Raw genomic sequence first — 22,020 nt, forward strand, 5'->3', positions numbered from 1 at the left:
CTTAAATTTGCTTATCTAATCCTGCAATTACCTCAACTGCCTTTTCATAATCTTGCTCCATACTTGTTTTTGAAGCCGGGGTATATCTTGCATATTCACAACTTTCTAATAAACTGATGAATTTTGCAGTATCCTCTTGAGTTACTCCTTTTTCTGTCAGCAAGTTTTTTATTTTCTCTTTGCTCATCTCTCCTGTTTGTATAGAGAGTTTTGCTCTTAAGTAATTATGTAAAGCTCGCTCTAGAGAATCGTAAAAAGCTTGCTGATTTCCTAAGTTTTTCTTGGCTTCAGAAAGGTATTTTTTAGCCAATCTATCGGCTTTTCTCAATCGTTTTCCTTGTACATCGTTTTTGTATGCCTCACGTTTTTTTCCGAAAATTATAGCTAACGGAATTGCTAAAAAAGGAACTATTAACAATATCCAAAAAAGTGTGCTCTTAAAAAACCCATGTCTGCCTTTTTCCTTTAGGTTCGGCGTCAACTTTAAATACCTAAATTGTTTTTTCTCTGTCGGCACCACCTGTTTCTGCGTTCCGGCTGTAGTGGTTGTAGATTCTCCATTGGTTAATTGCGTTGGCCCATTTTCTACATTTACCATTAACTCTTCAGAAGTTATGGTTTTATAGCTTTCTGTTCGAACATCAAAATAAGAAAAAGAAATCGGTGCAATAGGATATTTACCTTTCAACTGCGGAACAATTGTATAATTATCAGTTATACCTCCATACATCCCATTCAAATTTGTCTTTACATCCTCCTGATGTTCTGGCTCATAAACTTCTAAAGATGCCGGAGTGGTTAATTTTGGAAGTTGAAAAAGTTTTAAATTTCCATTTCCCGAAACACGCACTTTGGCTTGTAAAGATTCTGTGGCGTTTAAACTGCTTTTTGTAGTGCTTACTGAAAAATTAAAACTTCCTACAGCTCCTGTAAAACTTGCTGGTTTCCCTTCAGTTGGTAAAGGTTTTACCTGTATTACTTTTCGGTCTGCTGCAATGGTTTTCTGGATAGTTTCTGAAATTCTTCTACCAAAAATATCTCTTCTATCTGAAGGCACTTGTACTGAAACATTCAGCGTAAGCGGTTCAATAGTTAATTCTCCTGTTTTCTGCGGATATAAAACCGTCTGTTGTAGAACCACATAGCGATATTCTTCTCCTTTATAGGTTCCGTTTTTTACTTGCAAGCGACCAATATCTATATTTTGACTCCAAAAGTCTGTGTATTTTGGACTATCTATTGGCCGCCAATCGCTGACATCTACACGCGGACTTACATATAATTTATATTGAAGCGAAATTCCTTCATTTAGATAAGGATTGGCTTTAGAAATTTCAGCAACTAAATGAATATTATCTGACGCAATTAACTCAGAATTATTTCCGTCTGTTGGTTTATCTACAGCTGTAGTAACTTCAACCGTAACTGGTGTAGTTTTATAAACCTCACCATCTATTTGAATCTCGGCTTGTCCAATTTTAAATTTTCCTCGCTTTGTTGGCTGTAAATAATAGCTGTATTTTTTTTGATACGTGCGTTTTCCGTTTAAATAACTATAACTGATTGATTGGTTTGGCCCGCCAACAACACGGAAATTAGTAAAATCTGGCGGATTAAAATTGTCGCCATCTTCATTCATTGTAAAATCTACCCGAAGACGCTCATTAATGCCCAGTTTTTCCCGGCTAACTTCGGCTTCAAACTGCACTTGACTAAAGGCAAATCCGCAGATAAAAAAACCGATTAAAAATAAGATGATTTTACTTTTCATTTACCAATCTTTTTCAGTCTTTCTTTTTTGTCCTTTTTCTTTTTTGGCGTTTATTTTATCCTGAATTTTTTTCTCTTGGTTTTCCATCGCCTCTAAGAGATTATTAATTTGCTGTGGAGAAAGCTGACCTTGAGCAGGCTGTTGTTGCTGATTTTTTTCAGCATTATTTTCATCACCTTTTTCTTGTTTAGGCTGTTGCTGTTCTTGTTTTTGCTGATCGCCTTTCTCCTTTTCTTTATCACCTTTTTTCTGATCCTGATCTTGTTTCTGGTCTTCTTTATTCTCCTTATTGTTTTGTTGATCTTCGCCTCCTTCTTTTTGATCTTGCTTTTCGTTCTCTTTTTTATCTTCGCTTTTCTTATCCTTATTTTTGTCTTTATTATCTTTATTTTGTTGCTGCTCTTTTTTTAGCTTTTCTTTTGCTAAGGCAAGATTGTAGCGCGTTTCATCATCTGTAGGGTTATTCCTCAACGCGTTTTTGTAAGCTTCTACTGCCGCAGCATAATTTTTTTCTTTCATAAAAGCATTACCTTGATTATGGTATGCATTATGTTTAAGGTCCTTGCTTGTAGTAAGGACAGAACTTTGTTGCAAACGTTGCGCTGCGTTTTGAGATTTATCTTTATTGTAGTACAAATTTCCTAAATTGTAGCGCGCTTCAGCATTTTTATTGTCTTTAGAAATTGCTTCTCTATATTTTGCTTCTGCTAAAGGGAAATTGTTTTCTGACAAAGCTTTTTTAGCCTCTGCCATAAACTGCTTTGCTTCTTTATTGTTTTCTTCCTGAGCTTTTAAGTTGAATGATAAAAAAAGCATCAACAAAAAAACTACCCGAAAAAAAAGTGTCGTATTTTTTTTATTCGTCATCATTTTTCTTTTCATTGAATAAATTTAAGCGTTTTACCCAAGAGGTTTTTCGCTCTAATAAGAACACATCTATCACTATAAAAAGTATGCCAAAACCTAAAAACCATTGAAACTGATCTTTATAATCTGCAAATTTCTTCGTTTCAAATTCTGACTTTTCAATATTTTGTAAAACTTCTTCAACACGTTTTATAACTTTATTGGTATTGCTTCCATCAATATATTCGCCATCGGTTTCCTCGGCAATTTGTTGTAAAGTTTCCTTGTTCAGTTTTGTAATAACAGTTTCACCTTGATTGTCTTTTTTGTATTGCTGTGTTACTCCATTTCTTTTTATAGGAATTGGACCTCCTTTTGCAGAACCAACACCAATGGCAAAAATTTTAATGCCATTTTCTGCTGCTTCTTCAGCAATAGCTTCAAGGTTTCCGCCGTGATCTTCACCATCACTAATTAAAAATAAAACACGATTTGTTTGTGCTTCATCATTATAATAGGTTTTTGCTAACTCAATTGCTTCATTTATCGCCGTTCCTTGACTTGAAACCATATCGGTATTCATACTTTGCAAAAACAACTTGGCAGAACCGTAATCTGTAGTAATTGGCAACTGTGGAAAAGCGCTACCTGCATAGGCTATAATCCCAATTCTATCGCTTGTTAAATTATTGATGATTTGCGTAACCAGCTGCTTAGATTTATCTAATCTATTGGGTGCAATATCTTCGGCTAACATACTTTTAGAAACGTCCATGGCAAAAACAATATCTACTCCAGAGCGTTTTACGGTTTCCATTTTGGAACCGATTTTTGGGTTTACTAATGCCAAGACAAAGCAAGTGAAAGCCAGCAGTAATAGAATTAATTTTACCCAAGATTTGAATACCGATTTATTAGGACTCAGTTTATCAAGTAATTCTTTTTCGGCAAATTTTTGTTGTGCCTTTTTTTTCCATAACAACATGGCCAAAAACAGCAATACCAGTATTGGAATAACAAGCAAAAGCCAAAAATATATTTTTTCTTCAAGTACTAGCATTTATACAAAACTTCTAAAAATTGTGTAACGCAAAGCTATTTCTATTAAAAGTAGTAAACCGGCTAAAATAGCTAAGGGTCTAAATTTTTCTTGGTAGTTATAATATTTAAATTCTTCTATTTCTGTTTTTTCTAATTTGTTTATTTCTTCGTAAATCTGTTCTAATTTACTGTTGTCTGTTGCTCTAAAATATTTTCCGTCAGTTTTTTTAGCAATATCTTTTAATAAATCTTCATCAATTTCTACTTGAATTCTACCGTACCGAAAACCTCCAGAACGCGATAAAGCTACCGGACTCAATGCCATTCCGTTTGTTCCTAGGCCAATAGTGTAAGCTTTTATGTCATATTCTATTGCTAAATCTGTAGCGATTTGTGGATCTATAAAACCGGCATTATTTACGCCATCTGTTAGCAAAATAATAACTTTACTTTTTGCCTTACTATCTTTTAACCGATTTACAGAAGTAGCTAAACCCATGCCAATTGCAGTTCCACTTTCCATAATATTGTTAAACTGAACATCGTCTAAGGCATTTAAAATAATAGATTTATCACTAGTAATAGGCGTTTTGGTATAACTTTCTCCTGAAAATAAAACCAAGCCAAAACGATCGTTTGGACGACCTTCTATAAATTCTGAAGCCACATTTTTTAAAGCATCCAAACGGTTTGGTTCTAAATCTTTTGCCAACATACTTGCCGAAACATCTATTGCCATAACAATATCTATTCCTTGTGTTTTGTTGGTCTTTGTAGAAACATCTACTGTTCTAGGTCTAGCCATTGCTGTTATTAATAAAGCTAAAACCAATAAGCGCAATACAAACAAAAAAGGTTTTAATTTTGGCAACAAACCTTGTTTTACCTTAAAGCCTTTTAAGCTAGAAATTTTCACTTCTGGGCTTTGTAGATGTCTTTTCCAGAAATACCATAGCCCAAGCAGCGGCATTACTAAAAAAAGCCAAAACCATTGCGGATTTTCAAAAGTTACGTTATTCCAATCCAGCATTTTTATTACTATTAAATTCAACAGAATTTATAATTCGGTTACTTATTTCTTCTAAATCTTCATTGTCGTCTGCATAAGAAACAAAAACATTTTCATTTCCGTTGGCGGCACCAAAATAAAGGCTCACATAATTTTTCTTTTCTTGTTGTCCCGTAATTGGGTTTTTTATTGAAAAGCTACCGTGTACCTTTAAGCCTTCCACACCATCTGCCGCAACAAATTTCTCTTGTTTAAACAAAATATTCTTAGCGCCAATCTCTTCTAATTGTTTGGCTCCGTTTTCTCCCGGGTTTTCTCCAAAACTGTTTTCTGCAGGAGAGCGTCCAAAACTCATGGTAAAAACTCGCACATAAAGTTCGCCTTCTAATTGACCATAAGCAAAGTTTTCTTTTATTAATTTTGCTTGCTTTTCTGTAGTTGCAGTTGGTAAAATAGTTATAGAATCTGGATTTTCTCTAACTAAAACTTCAGGTGTTATTATAGAAACTGCGGGATATCCGTATTCACTTTGCACCCAATCCCCTTCTAATAATTCCTTAGCAGAATTTTGAATGACTAAATTTTTAGCATAATCTAAACCTTTAATTCCTATAAAAGCTCCTAATCCAACTAGTACAATTAGCGCACTCGCGATGCTAATAGCCCAGATTTTTCTTTTCCTTTTTTGTTGAATAATTTTTTCTTGATAAGCTTTATCTTTTAGCAATTCTTCTTCGCTTGGCTCAGGAATAGCGGTTTTAAATGCTTCAATATCATCGCCAATTGTTTTTCTGTCTTCTTTAGCGGTTAGTCTGTCGGGTTTTATGCCGGCAAATTTTGCTAAATCTGCACGTTTTAAAATTGCTTCTAAACTGGCAATTACACTTTCTTTTAAATATAACTTATTGCTGTTTTTTAGGTCTTTTAAAATAGCGATTAATTCATTAGTTGTGCTTTCTAATGCGCGATCATCAATCTTTTCATCCAAATAACGCCGGACTGCATCAGTTAAATCAGAATAGTATGATTTTACATCGCCACGTTCTAAGACATCGCTTTCATCTAATTTTTTAAGCGTAAGCATTGCCTTATCGTAAGGCGGAATTTCTTTTTTAGCTTCATCTCTTTTCTTCTTTTGTTTCAATAAAAACCAAGTAAGAATAGCTAGTAAAATAATAATTCCCAACAGCCACCAAAACCAAGATGGAATAGAAAAAGATTCTTCAATTTCTAGCGAGGGTTTTATAGGATATAACTTTTGCTTAGTAGTATCTACTACAACATTTTTTACTTGAACTTGTAAAGAATCAGTAAAAAACGCACTATTATTAATAAGAATACGCTGTCGCGGAATGGTATAATTACCCGAATCAAATTGTGTTAAATTATATTCCTTAATAAGTTGAAAACGTTTTTCAATACTTGTTGTATCTACTTTTAATGAAGTGACCATTTCTAGCGGAATAAAACTTTGGCCTTCAGGGAAAATAACTTGATCGGTAGAGTCTGTTTCAACTTTTATTTGATAGGTAATTTGTTCGCCTATCTTTATGGAAGTGCTATCTATCTTTGCGCTTACTTCTTGTGCTCTTGTTGAAGTTTGAACAAAGAATAAAAAAAGCAGGATCATAAATCCGGTGAGAGACCGAAAAAATTCTGCGAAATATGATTTGCTATTTTTTTTCATATTAACCTCTCCGTTTAAAATATCCTAATAACTTTTTGACATAACTTTCACCTACTTGCATATTTATTGCCCCGGCACCACTGAGTTTAAACACATTGTTGAAATAACCTTCTCGTGAGCGAAAATAAGCCTCATAATTTTTTCTAACGCTCTTTGCTCCAGTATTTACCAGCATTACTTCGCCGGTTTCTTCATCTTTCATAGGCACCATTCCTACGTTTGGCATCTCTTTTTCGCGTTCATCATAAACGCGAATTCCGGTAACATCGTGTTTATTTCCTAAGATTTTTAAAGTTTTTTCATAATTATCAGTCATAAAATCTGAGAGAATAAAAACAATTGCTTTTTTCTTCATCATATTTTGTAAGAATTTTAGCGCAGCCGTTAAATCAGTTTTCTTGCGTTGTGGTTGAAACTCTAACAATTCTCTGATAATTCTTAGAACGTGAGAACGTCCTTTTTTGGGTGGAATAAATAATTCTATTTCATCTGAAAATAAAAGTAAGCCAATTTTATCGTTATTCTGGGTAGCTGAAAACGCCAAAGTCGCAGCAATTTCAGTCACAATATCTTTTTTGAAATTTTCCTTAGTTCCAAAAAATTCTGAGCCTGAAATATCAACCACGAGCATCATGGTTAATTCGCGTTCTTCTTCAAAAACTTTTACAAAAGGCTCATTATAACGAGCGGTGACATTCCAATCTATACTTCTTACATCATCTCCAAATTGGTATTGACGCACTTCGCTAAAGGTCATACCGCGACCTTTAAAGGTAGAATGATACTCGCCGCCAAAAACATGATTGCTTAAGCGACGGGTTTTGATTTCAATTTTCCGAACTTTTTTGAGTAACTCCTTTGTATCCATTTATTTGCAAACAGTTTTCAAAAAAACATTAGCAGAGCTGTTCAAGCATTAGACTGTTTACTGCCACTACAGACGTTAATTGCTGTTATGGCACTTCAATTTCATTTACAATTTTACCAATAATATCTTCTGAAGTTACATTTTCTGCTTCAGCTTCATAGGTAATTCCTATTCTATGGCGAAGTACATCGAGCACCACTGCTCTAACATCTTCAGGAATAACGTAACCTCTGCGTTTTATAAACGCATAACATTTTGCGGCAGTTGCTAAATTGATACTACCACGAGGTGAGGCTCCAAAAGAAATTAAAGGTTTTAAACTTTCTAATTTATATTTTTCTGGATAACGTGTAGCAAAAATAATATCGAGGATATATTTTTCTATTTTTTCATCCATATAAACGTCGCGAACGGCACTTTGTGCTCTTAAGATTTGCTCTATAGAAACTACCGGATTTATTTTCTCAAAACTCCCTTTTAAGTTGGCACGCATAACCAATTGCTCATCTGCCATTTGTGGATAATCGATAACTGTTTTTAGCATAAAACGGTCAACTTGTGCTTCGGGTAATGGGTACGTTCCTTCTTGCTCAACCGGGTTTTGCGTTGCCATTACCAAAAATGGCTTATCAAGAATAAAGGTTTCTTCACCAATGGTAACTTGCTTTTCTTGCATGGCTTCTAATAAAGCCGATTGCACTTTTGCCGGCGCGCGGTTAATCTCATCTGCCAAAACAAAGTTGGCAAAAATTGGTCCTTTTTTTATACTGAAATCATTCAATTTCATATTATAAATCATCGTACCAATAACGTCGGCGGGAAGCAAATCTGGTGTAAACTGAATTCTACTGAAGGATCCATGAACGGCTTTGGAAAGCGTATTAATCGCTAAGGTTTTTGCTAGTCCAGGAACACCTTCTAATAAAATATGCCCTTGTCCTAAAAGTCCAATCAACAATCGTTCTATCATGTGTTTTTGCCCAACAATGACTTTGTTCATTTCGTTGGTAAGTAAATCTACAAAAGCACTTTCTTTTTCTATTTTTTCGTTTAATCCTGCGATATCTACCGAGGTTGTTGACTCTTCCATAATTAATATAACATTTTATCCAGTAGCTATTTTACTAACGGTGCAAATTGTAAAAATATTCATTGAATAGCTGTTAACAATAGGTTAAAACTAAACAAGGCGGTAAATATACCGCCTTGTTTGCTTATGAGTCAATTAAAATTACTCAAAATTTATTTCTCCTAAAGTTGTGGTTTCTCCATTTTCTACTTCAACATCTGTAATTGTTTCAATTTCAAACCCTAACCCAACTTCTGGCTCTAAAGTAATTGTATATGTTCCTGCTGGAACTCCACTAAGTTCAAAATTACCATTAAGATTACTATAGGTCGAAATTTCATTTTCTCCATTTGTAGCGGTAATTAGTGTTGGTGTTGTTATTGGTAAGATAGTACCGCTTATAAAACCTGTTTCTGCAAGGGCTTCAATTCTTATTACCGGTTTTAATGAATAACCTCCGTTTCCTTTTGCTACAATTGATTTTTCTACATCAAAATCTAATAAATATTCGTAAGTAACATCAGATTCTAATGTTTGATTTAATTGAAGTTTTAATCCCGACTGTTGTGCGCTTGGCGTATCTAAATTTGAAGTTTCACCATCTACAACAATAGTATTATCCTCCCCTAAAATTAATCTGATTTGAGAAATAATTCCTGCAGGAATTTCTTCTTCTTCCGTTAACATAACACTCGCTCCTCCTGTTAATTCTAGCAAATCATAAACCCCAGCATTTACGTTATTTATTTCAACTTCATTTTCTTCACCGGTATATTTAATAACAATTCTCTCTATATCTACGTTTACCTCTTTATAATCTCCCGGATTATCTACCATCCGTAAACTCATTTTCGCATTTCCTTCACCAGAAGAAGAGTTTGAATCATCATCGCTGCAGGCTCCTAACAAACTCACGCTAACTATTAATGCTACTAAATACTTCAAATTAAATCGTTTCATGATTTTTCAATTTTTTATTTGAAACAATTTTAGAAAGTAATAACAACTGTTAAAAGATGATTAACGCTATTTAACCTTTCGCTTAACATAGACTTAACATGAAAATAGCACTTTTAAAAAAATAATTAAGTCAACAATTAGGGCTTTTTCTCCTTATAAAATTTAGTAGCTTTATATCTGAAAAAAAATTATGGAAAAAAACGTACTCATAACAGGAGCCACTAGCGGAATAGGAAAAGCAACAGCTATACGACTCTCTAAAGAAGGGTTTAATCTGATTTTATGCGGAAGAAGAACACAACGTTTAGAATCCTTAAAAAATCAACTTTCATCGTTTACAGAAATTTACACCCTCAATTTTGATGTTAGAAATCAAGCAGACATAAAAAATGCGATAAAAAGTTTACCCGAAAAATTTCAACACATTGACGTGTTAATCAATAACGCAGGAAACGCGCACGGACTCGATTTAATTCAAGAAGGAAATACTGATGATTGGGATGCCATGTTAGACATTAATGTAAAAGGTTTACTTTATATGAGCAAAGCTATTCTACCGGAAATGGTTTCTCGCGGAAATGGACACGTAATAAATATTGGCTCTACCGCAGGAAAAGAAGTTTACCCAAAGGGAAATGTGTATTGCGCGAGCAAACATGCGGTAGATGCAATAAATCAAGGAATGCGAATGGATTTAAACGGAACCGGCGTAAAAGTTGGTGCTATAAACCCGGGCTTGGTTGAAACCGAATTTAGTGATGTTCGCTTTAAAGGCGATCAAGAAAAGGCTAATAAAGTTTATCAAGGTTACAAAGCTTTACAAGCTGAAGATATTGCCGATATTATATGGTTCGTTATCAGCAGACCTTATCATGTAAACATAGCCGATTTAATGGTGATGTGCACAGCACAAGCTTCTTCTACTTTAGTCGACAAAAATTAAACTATGATTAATAAACGCTTGCTCATAAAAAATTTACTGGCTCATAATGATGAGAACAGTTTTTATGATAAAAAGCGAAAAATTAATATGGGCGAAAAAGAAGGCAAAGCAAAATTTCTAAAACACATTTGTGCGCTTTCCAACAGTAATCCAAAAAACAATAGTTACATTGTAATTGGCGTAGAAGATGAAGACAACAGCGTTGTAGGTGTCGATTTTTTTGATGACAGTAAAATTCAAAATTTAATCAATGCCTACTTAACAAACCCACCGTTGGTAACGTATGAAAATGTTTTATTTCCGCATTTACCCAACGGAAAAGTAGTTGGTTTAGTAAGCATTCGCCCAAATGAAGGGAAAATTTGTTCGCTCAAAAAAAATATCTGGAAATATTACGGCGGCATGGTTTTCTTTAGAGACGGAAGCATTAGCATGCCAAAAGCATTTGATATTGAATTGAAAGACATAAATTCTGAAATTGTTAAAGCCATTGAAAATCACTCGCAAAACACCATTAAATATACCTTAGACGGTGTGTTTGATTTTATGAATAAAAGCAAAGACTTTCACCCTACATATAAAGTTTTTAAAGAATATTTTGTGGTTTGTTGGGCAGGTAAAACCCAAAAAACTAAAGAAAACACCTATTTATCTCGTGTAAATATTGAGCTGATAAACGAGCAAGTAAAACTATTCTATTCAGATTTAGATGAAATTAGCATTAGTTATGATGACGATAGCTTCAAAATAATAGAGTATGTTCACCTAGGTTTATATGAAAGCTACAAATACTACCCGCTAGAAGAGGTTACCTTCAAATTTAAGAACAATATGAGTTATGAAATTGAAAGTGAGATGGTTTTTCAACCACCAGAATTCCCTAAACAAACGCTCTATCATATTTTCAACAACAACAACACCATTCTTAAAAAGATAAAACGAGGAGAAAGTCTAAGTCACATTCAAGAAAAAGATTTTTTAAAACTTCCCGCCACATATTTATTGTGTCATTTAAATGGCTTTTCTGAAGCGATTGAAATTCTAGAAAATGCAAAAATTCATTTAAAACCCTATCCAAAAATTTATGCCCGCTATAAAGAAAGTATGCGTATACTAAGAAAAGTTAGATACAGTTAGCGTATTAAAGTTTTACCAAAAAAAGGGCTTGTTTTTATTTTTTCCTTATTTTCGGATACTATGAGAACATTTGCAATAGGAGATATTCACGGCGGTTTAAAAGCGTTAAAGCAGGTTTTAAGCAAAGCTGAAATAACTTCAAAAGACACGCTTATCTTTTTAGGGGATTATGTAGACGGATGGAGCGATTCTGCAAACGTCGTTTCCTATTTAATTGAATTAGCACAAAAAAACACCTGCATTTTTATTAGAGGCAATCACGACGATTTAGTGCAACATTGGCTCGAGACCGAAGAAATGAATGAAAAATGGTTGCAACACGGTGGCCAATCGAGTATTGATGCTTACCGAAAGTTATCTTCAGAAGAAATTGAAAAGCATCTTCATTTTTATCGTGAAATGGTAAATTATTTTGCTGATCAAGAAAACCGACTTTTTTTACACGCCGGATTTGCAAATATGCATGGTCCGGAACATGAATACGATGATTATACATTTTACTGGGACAGAACTCTTTGGGAAACAGCGCTATCACTCGATAAGAATCTAAAAAAAGATGACCTTTTTTTCCCAAAGCGTTTAAAATTATTCGATGAAATTTATATAGGTCATACGCCAACCACCAGAATAAGTAAAACTAAACCTGTAAATGCCGCAAATATTTGGAATGTGGATACGGGTGCAGCTTTTGAAGGACCGTTATCTATGATTAACGTTGACACAAAAGAAATTTTTCAAAGCGATCCGGTATATAAATTATACCCTGAAGAAGCAGGAAGAAATTAATGATTACTTTTAACCAAAAAATAATGATGATGAAAAAAACGCTATTTGCAACTTTTTTGAGCCTGATTTTTGCTCAACAAAATTTTGCACAAACTACAACCGAAGAATCAACAACTACAAAAACGGAAGTTGTAAGCACTACAATTAACGACACTGATTTTCCTAAAAACGAAGTTAAGCTTAACATTGCCAACACGATAGCTATCGCATCTGTGGAAGTTGGTTACGAACGCTTTTTTGATTTTCATCAATCTGTAGCGGTAGAATTTTTAATTAACGACCGTATAAATTATCATACAGAATCAGGATCAAGAAAATTTAATACCAACAGTTTAAAGTTGGGCTACAACTATTATTTTGGAAATGAAACTGCAGGTTCCGGAATTTACGCCAATCCTTTTTTAAAATACCGTTTTGGTGATTTTGAAGAAGAAGAAAACAATGCAAAAGTTGAAACCGATATGAATGCGTTTATGCTAGGAATTGGGATAGGCTACAAATGGAACTTTAATAACAAATTTGTAATTGGACCTTATGCAACTGTTGCTAGAAATTTTAGTGACGAAGTTAAAGATCGTTTTACCGCAATTGAATTTAATGCAGGATTAACAGTTGGTTATCGATTTTAAAATTCCATAAAAAATAAAAGAAACTGTCTAAAAAGTCTATTTTCTGTCAACCTGAACTTGATTCAAGTTCTCATTCTGATTTGAATTTCAGCAATATGAGATTCTGAAATAAATTCAGAATGACATTTTTTTAATCTTTTTAGACAGTCTTCATTATACTTAAAATTTAATTTTTACAAATCAAACTTGATTCCTTGAGCAAGTGGAAGCTCTGTCGTATAATTTATGGTATTGGTTTGTCTACGCATATAGATTTTCCAAGCATCAGACCCAGATTCGCGACCACCGCCGGTTTCTTTTTCACCACCAAATGCTCCACCAATCTCAGCACCTGAAGTACCAATATTCACGTTTGCAATTCCGCAATCAGATCCTTCAACAGAAAGGAAACGCTCAGCTTCACGTAAGTTATTCGTCATAATTGCAGAAGATAAACCTTGTTTTACACCATTTTGCAAATCTAATGCATTTTGAACATCACCACTGTATTTCATAATATACAATACAGGTCCAAAAGTTTCGTGTTGTACAATGTCATAATGATTTTCAGCTTCAGCAATTGCAGGTTTTACGTAGCATCCACTTTCATATCCTTCTCCTTCTAAAACGCCGCCTTCAACTAAAATATTTCCGCCTTCTTCTACAACTTTCTTAAGAGCAGTTTGATAATTCTTAACTGAATCTTTATCGATTAACGGACCAACATGATTATTTTCATCTAATGGATTTCCGATGCGTAATTGCTTATAGGCATCTACCACTGAAGATTTCACTTTATCATACACATCTTCGTGCACAATTAGCCTTCTGGTAGAAGTACACCGCTGACCGCAAGTTCCTACAGCTCCAAAAACAGCACCAATAACCGTGTTCTTAATATTGGCGTCTGGCGTAACTATAATCGCATTATTTCCGCCAAGTTCTAAAAGTGATTTTCCTAAACGCTTAGCAACAGCTTGCGCAACAATTTTACCCATTCTAATAGATCCTGTTGCAGAAATTAAAGGCACGCGCTCGTCGTTGGTCATCATTTCACCAACTTTATAATCGCCTGTAATTAAAGAGGAAATTCCTGCAGGAACATTATTTTCTGCAAAAACACGTGCTGCAATATTTTGACAAGCAACGGAAGTTAATGGTGTTTTCTCAGATCCTTTCCAAATACAAGCATCTCCGCAAACCCAAGCTAAAGCCGTATTCCAGGACCAAACCGCCACTGGAAAGTTAAAAGCTGAAATAACTCCAACAACCCCAAGCGGATGGTATTGTTCATACATTCTATGTCCTGGACGTTCGCTATGCATGGTTAACCCATGCAATTGACGAGATAGCCCTACGGCAAAATCGCAGATATCTATCATTTCCTGAACTTCACCAAGCCCTTCTTGATAAGATTTTCCCATTTCAAAAGAAACCAATTTTCCTAAAGGCTCTTTTAAGCGGCGTAATTCATCATTAAATTGACGAACTACCTCACCGCGTTGCGGAGCTGGCCAAGTTCGCCATTCTTTGAATCCTTTATCAGCTGTGGTAATTACTTTTTCGTAATCTTCTTTTGTGGTAGCTTTTACTTTTCCTATTAAAGAACCGTCTACCGGAGAATACGATTCGATTACATCTCCATTACTAAAAAAATCTTTTCCTGTAGAAGTTCCGTTATTTATGTCTGTTAAGCCTAAATCTTTTAAGGCTTTGTCTATTCCAAATTCCTTTGCAATGTTACTCATGGTAAATTCGTGGTTTTAGTTTACTAATAATTAGTTTGCTACGAATGTAGAAAAAATCAAGCATTATTCCTCATCTGCCACAAAACGTTTGTCAACTGGCATTTCAGTTCCGCAATTATCGCAAGTGCGCAATTCTTTGCTGCTATAGAATTCTTTAAAATGTTTTAAAAAATCTTTTTCAATATCTTCTAGCGGAAAATAAACTTCATATAATTTATGGTTGCAATTATCACAAAACCAAAGCAATCCGTCTTTACCCGGTAAATCTTTTCTTTTTCGCTCAATGACCAACCCAATAGAACCTTCTTTTCTTACCGGAGAATGCGGCACTTTTGCAGGATGCAAATACATATCGCCCGCACCTAATTTCATGGTTTTCTTTTCACCATCTTCTTGAATATGAACTTCAATATTTCCTTCTAGTTGATAAAATAATTCTTCGGTCTCATTGTAATGGTAATCTTTTCTGGCATTGGGCCCAGCAACAATCATAACAATATAATCTCCCGCATCTTTATATAAATTTTTATTTCCTACAGGTGGTTTTAAGGTATCGCGGTTTTCCTCAATCCACTTTGTTAAATTAAAAGGTTTTGCTATGGACATAATTTTAAATTTTAGAGACAATAAATTTAAAAAAAGCATTTCAATTAAACCCGACTATTAGTTTTTATTTGGGCGCAACCCAAGGGTCGGGCTATTCGTTATATCTTTTTTCGTTTACACAAAACAAAAAAAGGATGCCACTTCTATCCCTTGCGCAAAAAATATTATCTTAGAACATTTACATTCAAATTGAACACTGGGTTATGAAAAAAATAATTCTTCTATTAAGTATTTTTATCATCAGTTTAGGCTGCGAAAATGCTTCACAAAATTCCTCTAAAAAATCGAAGCAAAAAAATAATACCGAAACACTACAGCAAGAAAAAAAAGCTGAATTCGGAATTGTAATTCACGGCGGAGCTGGTTTCATTAAAAAAAGTAATCTTTCAGATTCTTTAGAAAATGCTTATCGGGCAAAACTGAAAGAAGCTATTCTTACCGGAAATAAAATTCTAGAAAATGGCGGCTCTGCTGTAGAAGCAGTTCAGCGGAGTATTAATATTATGGAGGATTCGCCTTTGTTTAATTCTGCAAAAGGAGCAGTTTTAAATCACGAAGAAAAAGCAGAATTAGACGCTTCAATTATGGACGGAAAAACGTTGAATGCCGGAGCTGTAGCCGGCGTAACAATTATTAAAAATCCGATTAACCTAGCTTTCGAAGTTATGGAAAATTCAGAACACGTGTTGCTTTCCGGAAAAGGCGCCGAAAATTTTGCTAAAGCTAGAAACCTAGAAATCGTTGAACCTTCTTATTTTATTACCGACAAACAGCTCCAAAATATTAAGCGTATAAAAAAACAAGCAGAAAATAAACAGGCTACATTTTACAATAGTGATATAAATGGTGAAAAATTTGGCACCGTTGGCTGCGTAGCATTAGATAAAAATGGAAATCTTGCTGCCGGAACTTCTACTGGTGGCATGGCGAATAAAAAATTTGGCAGAATTGGGGATTCTCCAATTATTGGTGCCGGAACTTACGCCAATAACAAGACATGTGCGGTTTCAGGAACAGGTTGGGGAGAATATTATTTACGCGGTGTAGTTGCTTATGATATTTCGGCTTTAATGGAGTATAAAGGTTTATCATTAGCGGAAGCAACCAACGAAGTTATTCACAAAAAACAGCCTGAACTTGGCGGAAATGGTGGAATTATTGCCATCGATAAAAACGGAAATATTTCAACAGAATTTAACACGGCCGGTATGTTTCGAGCAAGTTTGGTAAACGACAGTTTATCGATCAAAATGTTTAAAGAAAATTAATTCTGAAAAACTACATCCAACTAAATCCAAGAAGCAAAAATTAAGAGCTATTATTTAAATAAAAATCTTATTGGCAGAAACTTAAATTTCTTAGTAACTTAGGAAGCATAAAATTTAGTTTTCATGCGTCATTTTCACTTCTTACTAAGCATTTTTCTATGCTTCAGTTTTATTGCTTGCGATAATTCTTCGTCAAAAAAAACCGATAATCTTTATCAGTTTAGAGAATATATTTCTTTTCATACACAAGGGCGACACTCTGCTTCAGAACCTATCCGAATAGATTTAGCAAAACCGCTTAATCAGTTTGAAAGCTCACAAGAGATTCCACAAAAATACGTTCAAATTTCTCCTGAAATTGAAGGCAAACTTTTTGTTGAAAACAATAAAACACTATTATTTAAACCTTCAAAAAAACTTCAGCCCAACACAGAATATACCGTTAGCATTTCTTTAGAAGATTTATATAAAACGGTTGAAAAAGAATTTGAAGAATATACGTTTAGCTTTAAAACAATTGAACCAAATTTTAAAGTAGAGCTTGGCAACTTGCAATCATACTCAAAATCCTGGCAATATGTACGCGGAACTATAGAATCATCAGATGAAATTAGCCTTGCAGAAGCTAAACAATTATTAGAAGCGAGTCAAAATGAAGAAAATTTAAGCATCAAGTGGACCCAAGAAAATAAAAATTCACGTTATTTTTCTTTTACAATAGACAGCATTCAGCGAGATATAGACGACAGCGAAATTCTAGTTTCGTGGAACGGTAAAGCTATAAAAGCTGATAATGTTGGCAGCAATACATTTTTAATTCCCGGACAAAATAGCTTTCAAGTTATTGATGTAAAAACAAACACCGGCGAGCAATCTTCCGTAGCCATTAATTTTTCTGATCCTATTGATGAACAACAAGAATTTTCAGGCTTAGTAAATATTCAAGATCAAGAAAATTTACGTTTTGAAGTTGAGGGAAATGTGCTTAATGTTTACCCAAATGAACGCATTACGGGAAAACTAAAAGTTGAAGTTTTTAAAGGCATAAAAAACACACAAGGTTTTGCCTTAAAGCAAGAATTTTCAGAATACATTTCTTTTGAAGCTTTAAAACCAAGCGTGAAAATGATTTCTAGCGGAGCTATTTTACCGAGTTCTGCCAATACGCCAATTTATTTTAAAACGGTAAATCTTGCGGCGGTAGATGTGCGCGTAATCAAGATTTTTGAAAACAATGTTTTACAATTTTTACAACAAGCAGATTTAAAAAGAACCGACTCGTATAATTTACGTCAAGTAGGAAGAAAAGCAGCTCAAAAAACTATAAAGCTCGAAGTTTCCAACGCTTTTGAGCAAAGCAATTGGAAGGCACATGCGTTAAATTTATCTGATTTAATAAGAACAGATCCCGGTGCAATCTACCAAGTAGAAATCAGTTTTAGAAAATCATACAGCACCTATAATTGCGGTTCAGAAACAACTGACGAGGAAGAAATTATTGCTGCCGAAAAGGCGTTTCCTGAAGAGCAATTTCGCGAAGAACAATATTGGGATAATGAGTTATATAATTGGCGACAGACACCTTATAACTGGAAAGAAAAAGACAATCCGTGTAGTTTATCCTATTATCGTGAAAATCGTTTTGTGCGTCTAAATGTGTTAGGATCAGATTTAGGTTTATTGGTAAAAGAAAGCAGCAATAAAACCTATCATTTTGTAACTACAAACTTGCTAAACGCAGAACCTGAAGTCGGTACAAAAATCACGCTGTATAATTTTCAGCAACAAAAGATCACTTCTAAAAACACCAATATTAATGGATTTTTAAAAGTAGAAAGTGATGAAAAAGCGGCTTTTGCTATTGCCAAAAAAGGCGATAATTACGCATACGCAAAATTAGATGATGGAAACGCTTTATCGCTTAGTAAGTTTGATGTTTCCGGGAAAAAGTTACAGCAAGGTTTAAAAGGATTTTTATACACAGAACGTGGTGTACATCGTCCAGGAGACAGCATCCATCTTACGTTCGTATTAAATGATAAAGCAAATCCTATTCCGCAGGAACATCCTGTTCAACTTTCTGTGAATGATGCCCGCGGAAAATTAGTTCAACAAGAAATTTTAAGCGAACATAAAAATCCCGCGAGAGCAAAAAACGGAATGTATTATTTTCCTATTGCAACTCAAAAAAATGATCCTACCGGAAATTGGACAGCTACTGTAAATATTGGTGGAGCTCGCTTTACAAAATACCTAAAAGTAGCTACTGTAAAACCAAACCGATTAAAAATTAAGTTAGATTTTGATCAAGAAATTTTAAAAGCAAATCAGCCCATTTCAGGAAATATCACTTCAAAATGGCTTCACGGCGCACCGGCTAGAAACTTAAGAACTGAAGTTGATGTTAAATTAACGCCTGCCGCTTCTGCATTTCAGGAATTTAAGGACTACAATTTTACCGATCCAGTGCGTGATTTTGAAACAGTTGAAATGAAATTAGTCGACAAAAAACTTTCTGAAGACGGGAAAACCAACTTTCAGAAAGAAATAGAACTCAACAAAAAAGCACCGGGAATGTTGCAGGCTAGTTTTCTATCGAAAGTTTACGAAGGCGGCGGTGATTTTTCTATGGATGTTTTTTCAAAAAACTTGGCGCCTTATTCACATTTTGTTGGATTAAAAACGCCAGAAACCAAACGTTACGGATCTTATGATACCGATAAAGAAATCTCATTTGATGTAATTAGTTTAACCGATGATGAAAAACCAGCTGCCAATAGAAAACTTCAAGTTTTTATTTACAAAATTGATTGGCGTTGGTGGTGGAATCGCGGAAAAGATAATTTATCGCGTTATGAAAATACAGAAGTTCACCGCACGTTTAAAGAACTAGAAGTAACAACCAACAGCAATGGGAAAGCAAATTTTTCGGTAAATATTCCTGACAGAGAAGGCGGGCGATTTTTAATTCGCGTTATCGATGAAAAATCGGGTCACGCAACCGGGAAAATCACCTATTTCTATAAAAATTGGTGGCGAAATTCTGGCGATAAAAATTCTGAAACAGCAAAAATGTTGGTTTTTTCTGCAGATAAAGAAGAGTATAAAGTTGGCGAAGAAGCCGTTATAACATTTTCTTCTTCTGAAAATGCACGAGCTTTAGTTAGCATAGAAAACGGCTCAGAGGTTTTATCAACACAATGGATTAAAACTGAAAAAGGAACTACGAAAGTCAGCATTCCATTAACCGAAAAAATGGCTCCGAATATTTACGCGCACATTTCTTTACTACAGCCACACGCGCAAACTAAGAACGATTTACCAATTCGTTTATATGGCGTGATTCCTATACTGGTAGAAAATCCGGAAACTAACTTGCATCCGGAATTACAAATGCCAACTGTGTTAAAACCTGAAGAGCATTACAGCGTTCAGGTGAGCGAAAAAAACAACAAATCTATGACCTACACATTGGCGGTAGTCGATGAAGGATTATTAGACTTAACTCGTTTTGCTACACCCGATATTCATAAAGCATTTTACGCTCGAGAAGCTTTAGGCGTAAAAACGTTTGATATTTTTGATGATGTTATCGGCGCATTTTCCGGCAGTGTCGATCAGATTTATGAAATTGGCGGAGGCGATTTAGCCGCAGGAGCTAAAAACAGAAAAGCAGACCGCTTTCAGCCTGTTGTAAGTTATCTCGGTCCTTTTCATTTAAAAGCTGGAGAAACCGCTAAACATAAATTATGGATGCCAAATTATGTTGGTTCAGTAAGAACCATGCTAATTACCAGCAATCAAGAAAAAGCGGCTTATGGAAATGCAGAAAAAACGGTTCCGGTTAGAAAACCGCTTATGGTTTTAAGTTCTCTTCCTAGAAAACTTTCTCCGGGAGAAGAAGTAACGCTTCCGGTTACGGTTTTTGCGATGGAAGAGCACGTGAAAAATGTTCGTGTTGAAGTAAAAGCTGATGAAGCTTTTATTCCCGTTGGCGAAAGTGTACAGAATATTTCTTTTGATGCTGTGGGCGAAAAAATTGTCAATTTTAAGTTTAAAATCAAGGCTAAAAATCAACCACAAAACATTCAGGTTTATGTAAGTGGAAATGGAGAAAAAGCAAAAACAGCGGTTGAAATAGACGTTGAAAATCCGAATCCTATTTCACAAAAATCAACTTCAATAACTTTAGAAGAGAATTTAGCTAAATCGCAAAGCTTTTCAACCTTTGGCGTTAACGGAACCAATAGCGCTAGTATTGAGTTTTCTACCTTACCACCGATGAATGTAGATAAACGAATGGAATATTTAATTCGTTATCCGCACGGTTGTATAGAACAAACTACTTCCGGAGCTTTACCGCAACTTTTTTTAAGCGATGTAGTTGATATCACTTTTCGGCAGAAAAAGGAGATCGAAGAAAATATAAAAGATGCTATTGAAAAATTAAGTGATTTTCAGCAAATTTCCGGCGGACTCTCCTACTGGCCCGGAAATCGTCAAGAAAGTGATTGGGGAACAAGCTATGCCGGACATTTTATGCTTGAAGCTAAACAAAAAGGATATGCTTTACCGGTTTCATTTTTATCTAATTGGATACGCTTTCAGCAACAAAAAGCGCGTCAGTGGCGAAATTCTTATACCACTTATAACGCGAGTTTAAATCAAGCTTATCGTTTATACACCTTGGCACTTGCAGGTCAACCAGAATTAGCTGCAATGAACAGGTTACGAGAATCCGGAGAAATGAATAATGCGGCAAAATGGCGTTTGGCAGCGGCTTACGCATTAAGCGGTAAAAAAAGTGTTGCCCAAAAAATTGTAGCTTCGGCAACAATTTATTTCGAAAAAAATGAGGCAAATAAATATACCTACGGATCTCCTTTTCGTAATAAAGCAATGGCCTTAGAAACTATGATTTTACTAGATGATAATTCGCAACGAGAATTGGCAGTTTCTTTAGCTAAAGGTTTATCTTCTCAATCTTGGTACAGTACACAAGAAACGGCTTACGCTTTACTTTCTTTATCAAAAATGGCAGCAGAAAATGGCGGAAAATCGGTAAAAGTCAGTTATACTATCAATGGAAAAAATGAAGAAATTTCAACTGAAAAAAGTATTGCGCAACGAGATTTATCAATTAAAGAAGGAGAAAATACAATTGATATAGAAAACCTTCAAAGCAATATTATTTATGCAACTATTTCGCAAAGCGGAAAACTACCTTTAGGAGAAGAATTAAAAGAAGAAAGTAAACTTTCTGTGACCACTGAGTTTTTAGATGCTGCGGGCGAAAAAATTAATGTTCAAAAATTACGTCAGGGTACAGAAATTACCGCAAAAGTAACTGTTAAAAATTCTTCGATGGATAATATTGACGACATCGCCTTAACTCAAATTTTTCCAAGCGGCTGGGAAATTGTAAATACCAGTTTTACCGATTTTGCCGGCGGAGCACAAGGGAATGCAACTTATAAAGATATTCGTGACGATCGGGTTAATTTTTATTTCGACTTAGATCGTTCAAAATCAAAAGTGTTTACCGTTAAATTAAATGCTTCTTATTTGGGGAAATATTATTTACCCGGAACACAAGCTGAAGCAATGTATGATAGAAGTTACTTTGCAAGAAACAAAGGACAATGGATTGAAGTAAAAAATTAAAAAAATATT

16 protein-coding genes are annotated in these 22,020 nt (G+C 34.7%); 6 read left to right on the forward strand and 10 right to left on the reverse strand.

The features are described from left to right. Position 1: 1 nt before the first annotated feature. From D9R05_RS04050 to D9R05_RS04085, 8 genes are all read right to left on the reverse strand, one after another. Positions 2–1,771 carry a BatD family protein gene (locus tag D9R05_RS04050; RefSeq protein ID WP_121665958.1) on the reverse strand — a complete coding sequence of 590 codons (1,770 nt, stop codon included), beginning with the start codon at positions 1,769–1,771 and terminating at the stop codon, positions 2–4. Next, on the reverse strand, positions 1,772–2,653 hold the full coding sequence (locus D9R05_RS04055; protein WP_240462918.1) for a tetratricopeptide repeat protein: 882 nt from the start codon (positions 2,651–2,653) through the stop codon (positions 1,772–1,774). Next, positions 2,628–3,677, reverse strand: a complete 1,050-nt coding sequence (locus D9R05_RS04060; RefSeq protein ID WP_121665959.1) for a VWA domain-containing protein — start codon at positions 3,675–3,677, stop codon at positions 2,628–2,630. Before D9R05_RS04060 ends, D9R05_RS04055 begins: the two co-directional genes overlap by 26 nt. Further along, positions 3,678–4,688 (reverse strand): vWA domain-containing protein, encoded by a 1,011-nt coding sequence (locus tag D9R05_RS04065; RefSeq protein WP_121666209.1) that lies wholly within the window; start codon positions 4,686–4,688, stop codon positions 3,678–3,680. Beyond that, complete coding sequence (locus tag D9R05_RS04070) at positions 4,672–6,354, reverse strand: BatD family protein (RefSeq protein ID WP_121665960.1); 1,683 nt, start codon at positions 6,352–6,354, stop codon at positions 4,672–4,674. The genes D9R05_RS04065 and D9R05_RS04070 overlap by 17 nt, the downstream gene beginning before the upstream one ends. 1 nt (position 6,355) lies before the next feature. After that, positions 6,356–7,222, reverse strand: coding sequence for a DUF58 domain-containing protein (locus D9R05_RS04075; RefSeq protein WP_121665961.1), 867 nt, complete (start codon positions 7,220–7,222; stop codon positions 6,356–6,358). A gap of 85 nt (positions 7,223–7,307) precedes the next feature. Further along, positions 7,308–8,312, reverse strand: coding sequence for an AAA family ATPase (locus tag D9R05_RS04080; RefSeq protein ID WP_121665962.1), 1,005 nt, complete (start codon positions 8,310–8,312; stop codon positions 7,308–7,310). 141 nt (positions 8,313–8,453) lie between these two features. Then, positions 8,454–9,251, reverse strand: a complete 798-nt coding sequence (locus D9R05_RS04085; protein ID WP_121665963.1) for a DUF4382 domain-containing protein — start codon at positions 9,249–9,251, stop codon at positions 8,454–8,456. Between the two features lie 190 nt (positions 9,252–9,441). Between D9R05_RS04085 and D9R05_RS04090 the strand changes: the two genes are divergently transcribed. Genes D9R05_RS04090 through D9R05_RS04105 form a run of 4 tightly spaced genes read left to right on the forward strand, consistent with a single transcriptional unit; the run spans position 9,442 to position 12,746 of the window. Continuing rightward, positions 9,442–10,194, forward strand: coding sequence for an SDR family NAD(P)-dependent oxidoreductase (locus D9R05_RS04090; RefSeq protein WP_121665964.1), 753 nt, complete (start codon positions 9,442–9,444; stop codon positions 10,192–10,194). Positions 10,195–10,197: 3 nt separating this feature from the next. Continuing rightward, positions 10,198–11,331: an ATP-binding protein gene (locus tag D9R05_RS04095; protein ID WP_121665965.1), complete on the forward strand. Its 1,134-nt coding sequence runs from the start codon at positions 10,198–10,200 to the stop codon at positions 11,329–11,331. Positions 11,332–11,391: 60 nt separating this feature from the next. Next, positions 11,392–12,117: a metallophosphoesterase gene (locus tag D9R05_RS04100; protein WP_121665966.1), complete on the forward strand. Its 726-nt coding sequence runs from the start codon at positions 11,392–11,394 to the stop codon at positions 12,115–12,117. A gap of 29 nt (positions 12,118–12,146) precedes the next feature. Next, a complete protein-coding gene (locus tag D9R05_RS04105) occupies positions 12,147–12,746 on the forward strand; it encodes an autotransporter outer membrane beta-barrel domain-containing protein (RefSeq protein WP_121666210.1) in 600 nt (199 codons plus the stop codon). 173 nt (positions 12,747–12,919) lie between these two features. On the opposite strand, the gene amaB is transcribed toward D9R05_RS04105, so the two are convergent. Next, on the reverse strand, positions 12,920–14,473 hold the full coding sequence (amaB, locus tag D9R05_RS04110; protein WP_121665967.1) for an L-piperidine-6-carboxylate dehydrogenase: 1,554 nt from the start codon (positions 14,471–14,473) through the stop codon (positions 12,920–12,922). 63 nt (positions 14,474–14,536) lie between these two features. Continuing rightward, positions 14,537–15,079: a 3-hydroxyanthranilate 3,4-dioxygenase gene (locus D9R05_RS04115; protein ID WP_121666211.1), complete on the reverse strand. Its 543-nt coding sequence runs from the start codon at positions 15,077–15,079 to the stop codon at positions 14,537–14,539. 203 nt (positions 15,080–15,282) lie between these two features. Here D9R05_RS04115 and D9R05_RS04120 point away from each other — a divergent pair, with 203 nt between their 5' ends. Both D9R05_RS04120 and D9R05_RS04125 read left to right on the forward strand, forming a co-directional pair. Then, a complete protein-coding gene (locus D9R05_RS04120; RefSeq protein ID WP_121665968.1) occupies positions 15,283–16,347 on the forward strand; it encodes an isoaspartyl peptidase/L-asparaginase family protein in 1,065 nt (354 codons plus the stop codon). A 123-nt stretch (positions 16,348–16,470) separates the two neighbouring features. Then, the gene (locus D9R05_RS04125) at positions 16,471–22,011 is read left to right on the forward strand and encodes an alpha-2-macroglobulin family protein (protein ID WP_121665969.1); all 5,541 of its coding nucleotides are present in this window, start codon (positions 16,471–16,473) and stop codon (positions 22,009–22,011) included. Positions 22,012–22,020: the final 9 nt, after the last annotated feature.

Origin of the sequence: Mesonia aquimarina (assembly GCF_003667275.1) — a bacterium.
GTDB lineage: Bacteria > Bacteroidota > Bacteroidia > Flavobacteriales > Flavobacteriaceae > Mesonia > Mesonia aquimarina.